This window comes from Sphingobacterium sp. UBA7253, from assembly GCF_002472745.1.
Lineage (GTDB): Bacteria > Bacteroidota > Bacteroidia > Sphingobacteriales > Sphingobacteriaceae > Sphingobacterium > Sphingobacterium siyangense.
The window spans coordinates 1-11,572 of the sequence record NZ_DKSP01000030.1; the positions used below are offsets into that span (position 1 = coordinate 1).

Annotated in this window: 9 protein-coding genes; 8 read left to right on the forward strand and 1 reads right to left on the reverse strand. The window is 40.0% G+C overall.

All coding sequences use genetic code 11. The annotated features are described in order from the left end of the window. The 6 genes from B2X72_RS02610 to B2X72_RS02635 form a co-directional block, all read left to right on the forward strand. A partial coding sequence (locus B2X72_RS02610; protein ID WP_286848205.1) for a TonB-dependent receptor domain-containing protein occupies positions 1 to 1,113 on the forward strand: 1,113 nt, incomplete at its 5' end. Between the two features lie 20 nt (positions 1,114 to 1,133). After that, positions 1,134 to 2,843 (forward strand): RagB/SusD family nutrient uptake outer membrane protein, encoded by a 1,710-nt coding sequence (locus B2X72_RS02615; RefSeq protein WP_070566764.1) that lies wholly within the window; start codon positions 1,134 to 1,136, stop codon positions 2,841 to 2,843. Between the two features lie 34 nt (positions 2,844 to 2,877). Then, a complete protein-coding gene (locus B2X72_RS02620) occupies positions 2,878 to 4,017 on the forward strand; it encodes a SusF/SusE family outer membrane protein (protein ID WP_070566766.1) in 1,140 nt (379 codons plus the stop codon). A 5-nt stretch (positions 4,018 to 4,022) separates the two neighbouring features. Then, positions 4,023 to 5,402: an alpha-galactosidase gene (locus B2X72_RS02625; RefSeq protein ID WP_139145008.1), complete on the forward strand. Its 1,380-nt coding sequence runs from the start codon at positions 4,023 to 4,025 to the stop codon at positions 5,400 to 5,402. Between the two features lie 49 nt (positions 5,403 to 5,451). Further along, on the forward strand, positions 5,452 to 7,620 hold the full coding sequence (locus B2X72_RS02630; RefSeq protein WP_254667718.1) for a glycoside hydrolase family 97 protein: 2,169 nt from the start codon (positions 5,452 to 5,454) through the stop codon (positions 7,618 to 7,620). A gap of 297 nt (positions 7,621 to 7,917) precedes the next feature. Beyond that, complete coding sequence (locus B2X72_RS02635; protein ID WP_070566772.1) at positions 7,918 to 8,184, forward strand: hypothetical protein; 267 nt, start codon at positions 7,918 to 7,920, stop codon at positions 8,182 to 8,184. Positions 8,185 to 8,410: 226 nt separating this feature from the next. Here B2X72_RS02635 and B2X72_RS02640 read toward each other — a convergent pair whose 3' ends face one another. Beyond that, positions 8,411 to 9,811, reverse strand: coding sequence for a DUF4932 domain-containing protein (locus tag B2X72_RS02640; protein ID WP_286848206.1), 1,401 nt, complete (start codon positions 9,809 to 9,811; stop codon positions 8,411 to 8,413). Between the two features lie 307 nt (positions 9,812 to 10,118). On the opposite strand from B2X72_RS02640, the gene B2X72_RS02645 reads away from it, so the two are divergent. Together B2X72_RS02645 and B2X72_RS02650 are read left to right on the forward strand one after the other, a co-directional pair. Then, positions 10,119 to 10,826, forward strand: coding sequence for a DUF6794 domain-containing protein (locus B2X72_RS02645; RefSeq protein WP_286848207.1), 708 nt, complete (start codon positions 10,119 to 10,121; stop codon positions 10,824 to 10,826). A gap of 85 nt (positions 10,827 to 10,911) precedes the next feature. Beyond that, on the forward strand, positions 10,912 to 11,572 hold a 661-nt coding region (locus B2X72_RS02650; protein WP_286848208.1), incomplete at its 3' end, for an IS5 family transposase.

Sequence of the window (11,572 nt, forward strand, 5' to 3'; positions counted from 1 at the left end):
ACGGGTAATCAGGACTTTGGCAGTTACCTTTCGTTAGATACTTATCAAGGTTATGGTTATTTTGCATTTAACGGGGCATCGTACCAAGTTTGGGGTCCCAGTCAGAATACCAACTATGACCTTCGTTGGGAAAAAGCACAGAACTTAAATTTCGGCGTCGATTTTGATCTTTTCCAACGAAAAATAAGTGGTAGTATCAATTATTATGTACGTACCAACAAAGATCTACTAGGCTCCTATAACGTTCCGGTTCCACCATTCGTGTTAACAACAACCTTTGCCAATGTAGGTACTATGAAAAATTCGGGCCTGGAAGTGCAATTGAATGCTAAAATCCTCACCCAGAAAGATTTTTCATATTCGGTAAGTTTCGCTGGAGCATCAAATAGCAATAAATTCGTTTCCTTTTCAAATGACATTTATAAGGGGCAAAACTTTCAATTCATGTCCTATATGCCTTCGCCGGGGTCTCCCGGACCAGCTCAACGTTTGGAAGAAGGACGGAGAATCGGCAGTTTCTATATGTACGAATCTGCCGGTATCGACGCCACTGGACGTTTGATGGTGTATGATAAGGACAACAATATTATACCCGGAAACACAGCAAAGGAAGAAGATAAACGTTTTGTAGGCAATGGATTACCATTGTTTACCGCCAGTTTGGGACAGAACTTTACCTACAAAAACTTCGATCTTTCGGTATTTTTACGAGGTTCATTTAAATACGACCTCTTTAACACGACCGCTTTTTATCTGGGAACCCCAGTTACGCAATCTGGTGCGAACGTGCTCAAATCGGCTTATGGAAATGGCAAATATGCTGCGTTGACCAATGCAGAGACCTATTCTACTCTTTCGGATTACTTCTTGGAGAAAGGTGATTTTGTAAAAATCGACAATATTACGATTGGTTATAATATCAAACCTCCTGTCAAGCAAATCAGTTCGATCCGGGTGTATGCCGTAGCACGGAATCTATATACTTTCACCAAGTTTACAACAGGTGATCCTGAAGCAATATCCGTTAATGGACTAACACCCGGTATAAATACTTCCTTGTCTTACTATCCATCGACGGCACAATTCCTAGCAGGCTTACAGGTTAAATTCTAACGATTAAACACAACAAAGAGATGAAATTTTCATTACGTTATATAATTCCCCTTTCCATTAGCACCCTAATTTTGGGAAGCGCAAGCTGTACCAAGCTTGACGAAACCTTATATGATAAAATTACTTCTGACAATTTCTTACAGAAAAGAGAAGATGTGATCCGTGATTTTTTGAGACCGTTTGAACATGCCTTTTGGTCGATTCAGGGTGGTGGTCTATTTTACGCGCAGGAACTCCCTGCCGACCAATTGATGACCCCAAATAGGGATGGCGACTGGTTTGATGGAGGCAAATACCAACGGGCTCATTACCATACCTGGACAGTTCAGGATGATTATACCAGTGATATGTGGAAAGCTCTTTTTCAGGGTATCAGTTTAGCTACAAACTCGCTTGAGGATATCGAAAAGGTGGATATCCAAAAAGTTCAGATCACTGAAGCGGAAAAGGCCGACTTTGTGGCTGAGCTGAAGACACTCCGGGCCTGGTTCAACCTACGGGCTTTTGATTTATACCGGAATATTCCACTGGTAACAAAAGTAAAGGGTGAAACTGCAACTCCGCCGCAAGCGACACCTGCTGAAACCTTCGCCTTTATTGAAAAAGAGCTGAAAGATGCTATTCCCGGATTGCCACTCCGTCAGGATCTCGGCACAACGGGTATTGGTAGATGGACAAAAGGCGGAGCTGCAGCCTTGTTGGCCAGACTTTATCTGAATGCTGAAGTTTATACGGGTCAAAGCAAATATGCTGAATGTGCTGCGGTATGTCAGGATATCATAGACGGAAAATATGGCAATTACCAATTGGAAACGATATGGTCAAAACCTTTTGATTACGATAACGCAAATTCCAGTGAAGTTATCTACGGATTCCCTGCAACTTTGGCCCGCACACACTGGCATTATAGTTCGGATATGTATTGGTGGATGGCACCGCATCAGGCTCAAAATTTCTTCGGCTTTACCGATTTCGGAAATATGAATACCCGCTATGCCCTTCAGCCAGGACGGGATGTGGACAGTGTCGAGTATAATTTTGCCCTCGGTAAGCCCTTTATCAAATTTCAGCGCTATCCAGATGATCTTCGATTAAAGAAATATAAAAATCTTGGCAATAGTAAAAGAGAAGGTATGTTTTTGTTCGGTTACCTCCCCTATTATAGCGATCCGACAAAATTGGTCAAAAGCAACCGAGGATATACCATCTTTGCCCGTGATCAGGTGGGATGGTTTAAAGATACCCCTCCGGGAACAAAGATCGCAGATAAAGAATCCAATATGAACCATGCAGATGACAACTCTGGCTTATGGGTTGCGAAATATCCGATATATCCTTCTAAGGATCCAAATACCATTTCTTCGGCATTTGCAGAGATTAGACTTGCTGAAATTTATTATTCACTAGCTGAATGTAAATATAGAACCGGCGATAAAGGATCCGCCGCAAAATTGTTGAATGCGGTGCGTAAGCGTAACTATCCAACTGGCTCAAACAGCCTGTACCTGGAGTCGGGACAGCAATTGAGCGATCAGGAAATGATCGATGAATGGGGTCGTGAGTTCCTGGTCGAAGGAAGACGCCGAACCGATTTAATTCGTTGGGGTAAATTCAATTCTGGAAAATGGTGGGATAAAGAACCTGATAATAGTGATCATACTAAAATTTATCCTATTGGTCAGAGTGTTTTCACACTAACTCCGTCATTGCAACAGAATCCCGGATACTAATCAGTTTTAGTAAGTATAAAACCTTTTGAAAGTTATGAAATTTAATTGGAATATAAGATTGTCGGCTTCAAAGCAACTTGGAAATATCCTGCTATGGGGCGTATGTTTAATAATGGTGCAGTCCTGTTCGAAAGAACTGGATGCACCTACTCCACTGCCATTCGAAATTACGGATATTACAGCATCTGCTGATAAAGTGGTCATTAATCCGAGTAAGCCGTCTGAGGATGCGCTTACGGTTTCGTGGCCGGCATTTTCAAACTCAATGATCTCTTATAAAATAATCCTGGCTAACGGTGAGCAACGGGATAGTGTAGCAGTCGCCTCTGGAGCGATAAGCAAACGGTTTACCCAGGGTGAATTGAACGCTATACTAGTTGAAAAATTGAAGATGACGGTCAATATAGAGTCCAAACTGGATATTACGGTGCTCGGACTAATTCCGTCAAAAACGCTGTCAACTACATCGAAAACAATCAGCATACAGGTTGTTCCTGGTCCGGTCGGTGCGGCGTATGCATCCCTATGGGTGGTGGGCGATGCTACGCCAAATGGCTGGAATATTGAAAACCCAAATGCAATGAAGAAAGATCCGACCAACGCCTTTCAGTTTAAGTTTAATGAAGTATTGAATGCTGGTGACTTTAAAATCCCTGTAGCGACAGGAAATTGGGGGACAGATTTCTTTATGCCTTTAGCAAACCATCCAAAACTTTCCGAAACTGGTGTTCAGCTGGTTCCGGGTGGAAACCCTGATTATAAATGGAACATCGCAACTGCTGGCGCTTACAAGATTCTGCTTAATATCAGTGCAACCCCATTTATAACGATCAAACCTTTTACCCCGTACAAGCAGATATGGCTCGTAGGGGACGCTGTGCCTTCTGGCTGGACAATAGATAATCCAACACCAATGGTGCCTACAGCAGGAAACCCTTATGAGTTTACTTATACAGGCTCATTAAAAGTGGGCGAATTTAAGATCCCAACCGCAACCGGAAGCTGGGACGGAGATTTCTTCATGCCACCAACCAATGGAGAAGGAACAACAGGAAAAGATGCAATAATTATCGCTGAGGGTAAAATCGACAACAAATGGAAAATTACCGAAGCTGGAACGTATAAAATTACCTTCAACCAGCTTTACGAAACAATTTCAATTGTCAAAAATTAGGCCATATGAGACGATTTCATCAACTCGCTACACCACTTGTATTTTTGAACATGCTGTTTATGACAGCATGTTCAAAAACTCCTTCAAATGATATAACCACAAAGATAATTCATCCAGACAGTTTGCAAAATCCGTTCGTCGGCCCACTATATTGGAGCCCTTACGAATATAACTTCGAAACGGATGGTTATATTCCTGAAGATGAATGGGAAAAGAATATCAACTGGATTGACAACAACCTAAAATCTTTAGGTTACAAGATGGTCTGTATCGACGGCTGGGGCGACGACTTTAAATACAACGCCGATGGTTATCGTACAACCCACTCGTCCAAATGGAAGCACGACTACGCCTGGTGGTCCGATAACCTGAAAGGTAGAGGGATGACTTTGGGAATATACAACAACCCCCTATGGGTAATCAAATTGGCCGCTGATGCTGGTGTAAAAATTAAAGGAACGAATATTCCCCTTTCCAGCATCATGAAAGAAGATGAACAGGCCACCTGGTTTAAGTGGGTACAAGTTGACAAACCGGGAGCCGAAGAATATGTCAAAGGATATATTCAATACTATGCGGATATGGGTGTGCGCTATCTACGCGTAGATTTTCTTTCCTGGTTTGAAGATGGAAAAGATAGGAATATGGGGACAGTAGGTCCAGTACGTCCGGCGGCGTACTACGAGAAAGCTCTTCGGTGGATGCGTGAAGCCTGCGATAAAAATGGAATTTTCTTAAGTCTGGTGATGCCACATCTCTATAATGATGCGCAGGTAGAGCAAAAATACGGACACATGATCCGCGTCAACGACGATGTTGGAGATGGCAAATGGTGGCGATGGAGCGACAATGAACGTGGAATCAAACGTGTTGGATGGTCACAATATGCAAATGGCATGGATGGTCTGACCTATTGGTCTAACATTTCAGGCAGAGGAAAGATGATACTGGATGCTGATTTTCTTCGGATTAATACTTTTTCCAATGATCATGAAAAGAAGAGTGTCATCTCAGCCTGCTTTATTTCTGGCGGCGCTGTCACAATTGGAGACCGTTATAATTCCATCGGTAAAAATCTTTGGCTTTACCAAAATAGGGAACTACTTGCTTTAAGAGAAGATGGATTTGTCGGAAAACCCTTAACCAACGATCCGAAAGATCCAAAAAGCCAGATCTGGAAAGGTCAGTTGACCAATGGTGATTGGGTCATAGCCCTTTTTAATAGAGAGAGTAACTATCAAACCAGAGGATTGAATTTTACTGATTTATCTGGCAGCCATTGGCGGGTAAGGGATTTATGGAAACATGAAGACCTGGGGACAATGAGTTCCTATCTTGAGAATATTCCACCACATGGTGTAACAGTTTTGCGATTAACGAAGTAATCCAAAGCTCATAACAATACTGAATTTTAATATATATGCTAAAATAGAAATGATGAAAAAATCAATTTTTCTTTTATTTGTCGTCTTTTGCTGTAACGGGATCGTAGCACGGGGGCAACAGATAAAATCGCCCAATGGAAGATTTGAACTGGCCTTTGGATTGACAAAAGAAGGTACGCCAACCTACGAATTAAAGTTTAAAAACAACGTGGTAATCAAGACCAGCAATCTGGGATTGGAACTCAAGCTCAAACCGGATGAAGAATTAAACTTAAAGGGACAAACGGATGGTGAAACCCAGATAAAAAAGAAGAGCTCGCTTTATAGCAATTTTGAAATCTCCGATTCAAAGACCAGCACTTTCGATGAAACATGGCAACCGGTATGGGGAGAAACTAAAAATGTAAGAAACCATTATAATGAACTCGCTGTCACATTAAACCAAAAACAAACAGAGCGCCAAATTATTATCCGTTTTCGTTTATTTGATGATGGTCTCGGTTTTCGGTATGAATTTCCACTGCAGAAAAACCTAAATTACTTCACTATTAAAGAGGAACGTAGCCAGTTTGCCATGACTGGTGACCATACCGCTTATTGGATTCCTGGCGATTATGACACCCAGGAATATAATTATACCACATCTAAACTATCTGAAATAAGGGGTTTGATGGGAAGCGCTTACGAAGGCGGCAACGTCTCTCAAACCTCCTTCTCGCCAACGGGGGTACAGACCTCGTTGATGCTAAAAACCAATGAAGGTGTTTACATCAATTTACATGAAGCAAGCTGTCTGAATTACTCGACGATGCACCTCAATTTGGATGACAAAAATTTTGTTTTTGAATCTTGGCTTACGCCAGATTCACATGGCGATAAGGGTAAAATGCAAGCACCCGCTACCTCACCTTGGAGAACAATTATCGTAAGTGATGATGCAAGAGATATATTGGCGTCTAAGATGACCTATAATTTGAATGAGCCAAGCAAAATACAAAATACTTCCTGGATAAAGCCTACAAAATATGTAGGCGTGTGGTGGGAAATGATTTCCGGTAAGAGTAGTTGGTCCTATACAAATGAATTTCCGTCTGTCCAGTTGGGAATAACAGATTTCAGTATGGCAAAACCAAATGGTACCCATGGCGCGACAACAGCAAACGTTAAAAAGTATATAGATTTTGCTGCGAAGCATGGTTTTGAGGGTGTTTTGGTTGAAGGATGGAATATCGGATGGGAAGATTGGTTTGGCAATGATAAAGATTATGTCTTTGATTTTGTCACGCCTTATCCTGATTTTGATCTCAAAGGATTAAACGATTATGCACACGCCAAAGGTGTGAAACTGATTATGCATCATGAGACATCCGGATCTATCCGCAACTATGAGCGACATATCGATACAGCCTATAGGCTGATGAACCAATTGGGTTATGATGCTGTAAAAAGTGGGTATGTAGGAAATATTCTTCCATTGGGTGAACACCACTATAGCCAATGGACAAATAACCATTTTCAGTATGCTGTAGAAAAAGCAGCTTCCTACCAAATTATGGTTAATCAGCACGAAGCTGTACGTCCGACGGGTGTAGCACGTACCTGGCCAAATTTGATAGGCAATGAATCTGCTAGAGGTACAGAATACCATGCATTTGGTGGCATAAAGCCCAATCATGTAACTATCTTGCCTTTCACAAGACTTATTGGCGGTCCAATGGATTATACCCCCGGTATTTTTGAAATGAACCTCGCCAATGGCGCCCATGTGAATAGTACGTTGGCCAACCAATTGGCGCTATATGTAACGATGTATAGCCCTTTGCAGATGGCAGCAGATTTTCCGGAAAATTATGATCGTTTTCCAGATGCTTTTCAATTTATTAAAGATGTCGGGCTGGATTGGGATGACAGTAAATATTTAGAGGCTGAACCTGGTCAATATATTACCGTTGCCCGTAAAGAAAAAAATACAGAAAAATGGTTTTTAGGAAGTGTAAATGGAAATTCCAGCAGAACATCGAAGATAAAATTTGATTTTCTGGATGAAGGAAAGACCTATTTGGCAACTATTTATGCTGATGCGTCAGACGCAAACTATAAGACAAAACCACAAGCGTATACAATAAAAACTACAAGAGTAACGAAAAAGGACACGATCGTTCAACATTGTGCCGCAGGCGGTGGTTATGCTGTTTCGATTGTCCCAATCAAAAAATAAAGGCAATTGATGAGATCATAGGGAGGATTTTTCGGATCCAAACGGAAATGAATCCCTAAATGTCTTATCCATTTCTATAATTAATAAGGCCTTCTTCCCAATCTCACTTATGATAGTTTAACGGATCGATATAACTAATGTTCATTAGCGAACTTTATATCGGACCACCAACGAGATGCAATGCGTGATATATGCGGTTCTATTTCTTACATCCTGTTTTGTAAATTCAAAAACCAGTAAAGCGATATCATGAAGCTAGTTGCGAAAATATTTTAATTAAAATAGCGCTGAATAAATATGGATCATTTAGAACCTATACCATTATCGACATTAGTAGCTAATATCAAACAGGAAATTAGTTATGGTGAAGGGAAAATGGAAACCCACAAAGGCTCTAAACAGTTTAGCCCGGGCACCAAAGTGTATATTATCGATTGGTATGCTGGGATGTGCCAAGCTATCACTGTAATCGGCTTGTCCAGAGACACAAAAAAAATTAATTACGATTGTTATACGGGCCGAATGGATCGAAAACTTCCGCGTCAAGTTATGCTCCAACCCTAAAGTATGCTCAAAAATAAAGACCTACTTTGATAAGGAGGAAGCTGGAATGCAGCGGTATACAGAAAAATTTGTAAATGATATGTTTGTCGGTATACCTCAATGGAATGAACCTATTTAACTCTCACAACGATAATGTGAGTTACCTTTGCCACAATTGATTATGTATATGGTCAAATATTGTCCATTACAGTAAATTACTTTGTACTAAATTTTAGATAATGGTCTTTCATCGGTATCCCATCTGCAGTACGGAATGCTTTTCCGTAATGATAATTTCATAGGTTTTGTTTGGTTCTAACTCCCAATCAATGATAACAGATTTCTTATCTGAAGAATAACGATGTCCTTTTATCAGCGGAAAACCTTCTTTGGAAATCCCCCTAAATGACCGTCCCTGTCCCAATAAGGGCCTGTCGAAATTTATCTTCAGCTCCCTTAAGGTGTTGTTGACATTGGTTTGTCCATCCTGAATTCCCTCAAAAGAAATGATTTTTGGTCTTCTTTCTTCAAAAGCTGCATCTAAAGAAGAAATATCTGCAGCGTAAGATCGATAAGCTTTGGCAAGTACAGGCATATAGCTCTCTAAAGTAGGATATAAGTCTCGCTGACGATCAAAGTGTTCAAGTTCATCAACAAGTTTCTCAATCCAAAGAAATCCCCTATCTAGCTGTCCATTGGTTTCCTTTGAAATCTCTTCGAAGCTGAAATTATGATCTTTTTGATATTTGATAACCGCAGCTCGAACCAATGCCTCGTTCAACATCGTTTGCCAGCTACCGTATGCCTGCCGGTTCATTTTCTCCTTTACAAGGCTATATAATTTTTCGCCGCTGTCTCTAAAAATTGTCGTGTCTTTTTCCAATAAATAATTAACAAAGGAGTGGTTAAACTCGTGAAGTAATGTAGGGAAATAGCTCTGTAAAGGAAATTCAGCCATGCCAAGACTATCCATACTCCATGTCCCCATAATAGCGTAGACTTCCTTAAGACCCTGTGGATTTTTAATGGCTACCCCATAGTTACCGCCGCCATTTCCCAAACCATTCACAATCAAAAACTTTTCGGATGGTTTCTTACCATAGAATTTAGGGTACCAGTCCAATTCAATATGTTCATAAATTGGAAGAAAGCGCTTTTGTACCTCATTGTACAGTGCCTGGTTATCCTGAAAAAATCCTTTGCTATTACTGTCTTTGTAAAACTTCTTTAACAGTGTTGCGAATTGAAGAGCATTAGCTCTACTCCACCTTTTGTCCAGGGTTTCGTTGATATTTTTTTGCTTAAGATTGAACTTATCATCAAGATGTATGGCCATACTCATCACTGCATCGTAGCCTATGCCATTTTCATTTTTAATCTTATTGACAAAAGTGATCAATTCGTGTTCTTTAAAAGGACCATAGTGTTCATTGATTCGATCAACGTAGCGCTTAAAAATAGCTGAGCTATACTCTTGATTGCCAGCAAGTCTAAACACAATACTCAGAAGCTCGATACGCTCATCAACTTTTGGCTTATCCATAATTTCGTTACGCTGCCCATAGGTAAGCATAAATGATAAACTGAATAGGATAATCAATACATATTTAGAAGTTTTTTCGAACATATTGGAAATAGGCTTTACCATCTTTTATTTATTTTGTACTTGAATGGGGATTCCAAATAGTTTGCCAATAAATTTAACACGCTATTTGCCAATACACTACGAACGAATTTCTTTCTTAATACTGACCGTTATTGAACACTAGCCGTTCAATATTGAACAGGCTGCCAGCCATTTTCGATAATCTTATTCATTAATATTAAATTGATCACTTAAGTCTTATAACTGTTTGAAAGCATATTACATTTCTTGTGCAACGTTACCTAAGTTGACAGCTGTTAGAAAAGAATAAATTCTTAAATTAGTTCAAGAATTATTTAGATCTAATTAGTTGAATTTAAAACTGCTTTACACCAATAATATGACCACCCTAAGATTTATATTGCTTGCACTTATATCAGTTGTTTGGTCACTGCCCTCTGCTTCTGCTCAAAACTCCCTTCCTAGAAATCTGAAAGAAACAGCCTCATTCTTAAATCTTAACGTTTCGGATAGCCTAAAAAACGTAATCAAATATAGTGATGAGGTAGAGTTAAGTGAATTAACCGACAATGAACTTGAAAGTGAATTTGAATTGATTGACTCGCTCCTTTCGACTGGAAAATCTCCATTATTTACATATTTAAATAATAAAGGAATCCACAACTTTAAAAAAGATGTGATTTTGGAATACTATAAACAGCTACTCTCAGCAGGTTATGTAAAAGAAGATTCTCTCCTGAAGGCATTCAAACTGAAGGAAAACAAATTGAAAAAGGAAATCAGACAGCGGATGAATGCGGACACAATTGCCGGTATTTATATCCCGAAAAACCTTGACGATTGTTTTGTCCAAATAGACTCGTTCTGGGATGATAGCACCAAAAATAAAATAAGAGAAATGACAGAGTCAGAGTTTATGGCCGGCTCACATTTCGGATTTGGAATGTGGATGAGAAATAATTGGGGCCTCTGGGGAGGTTCAAGGCTCTCCGCATATTTGACTAAACGGGGAATAAGGCATCCTGACGACATGTCTGGCATCATATTAACAAGTTAAGACCGTTGCAAAAGTGTTTGGTTTTTATTTTATTGATATTCAGGTTTTTAATTTGTTTCTTGTTGATTTTCGTTATATTTAAGGTATGGAAAAGACAGAAAAAGTTAGCTTTGTTGATTACATGGTTCAAAGACGGAAAATCAAGCAGGAATTCTTCGATCAGATCAATACATTGGTAAATTGGCGTCCGATTTCAAATATTATCAACAAGCATTACCACAAAGGGGAAAGCAAAATGGGACGCCCTAGTTATTCTGGTCTTGTCCTCTTCAAAATGACACTTCTACAGACCTGGTATGGTCTGAGTGACTACGAAGTAGAAGACCGTATAAACGACAGTATCTCCTTTAGTCGCTTTGTTGGCATCAGTTTGGACGATTCGGTTCCCGATCACAGTGTTATTAGCCGTTTTCGCAGCTCGCTGACAGAAAAGGGTGTTTATGAGAATCTATTCAAGGAGCTGAACAAGCAGTTGAATAAACATAAAATATTGGTAAAACGTGGAGCTATCGTTGATGCCAGTATTGTTGATTCTCCGCTAAAACCAAAAGGCAAAGTTATTTACGAGATCGAAAGTGACCGTAGTGAACATCCTCGCGAAGATTCTGAGCTGGATAAAGAAAATAGTGAACAGTTATTGATCCAACAAGAGAGCCCGGGTGTTGACCATGAAGCTCGTTGGATAAAGAAGGCTGGGAAAACACGTTATGGCTATAAAAAGCATTATGTCACCGATACAGAAGGCC

What these genes read in the sequence shown, in the direction of transcription:
- B2X72_RS02640 (WP_286848206.1), bottom strand. Translation starts at nt 9,811, where the DNA reads ATGGTAAAGCCTATTTCCAATATGTTCGAAAAAACTTCTAAATATGTA.
- B2X72_RS02630 (WP_254667718.1), top strand. Translation starts at nt 5,452, where the DNA reads ATGATGAAAAAATCAATTTTTCTTTTATTTGTCGTCTTTTGCTGTAAC.
- B2X72_RS02615 (WP_070566764.1), top strand. Translation starts at nt 1,134, where the DNA reads ATGAAATTTTCATTACGTTATATAATTCCCCTTTCCATTAGCACCCTA.
- B2X72_RS02620 (WP_070566766.1), top strand. Translation starts at nt 2,878, where the DNA reads ATGAAATTTAATTGGAATATAAGATTGTCGGCTTCAAAGCAACTTGGA.
- B2X72_RS02625 (WP_139145008.1), top strand. Translation starts at nt 4,023, where the DNA reads ATGAGACGATTTCATCAACTCGCTACACCACTTGTATTTTTGAACATG.
- B2X72_RS02635 (WP_070566772.1), top strand. Translation starts at nt 7,918, where the DNA reads ATGGATCATTTAGAACCTATACCATTATCGACATTAGTAGCTAATATC.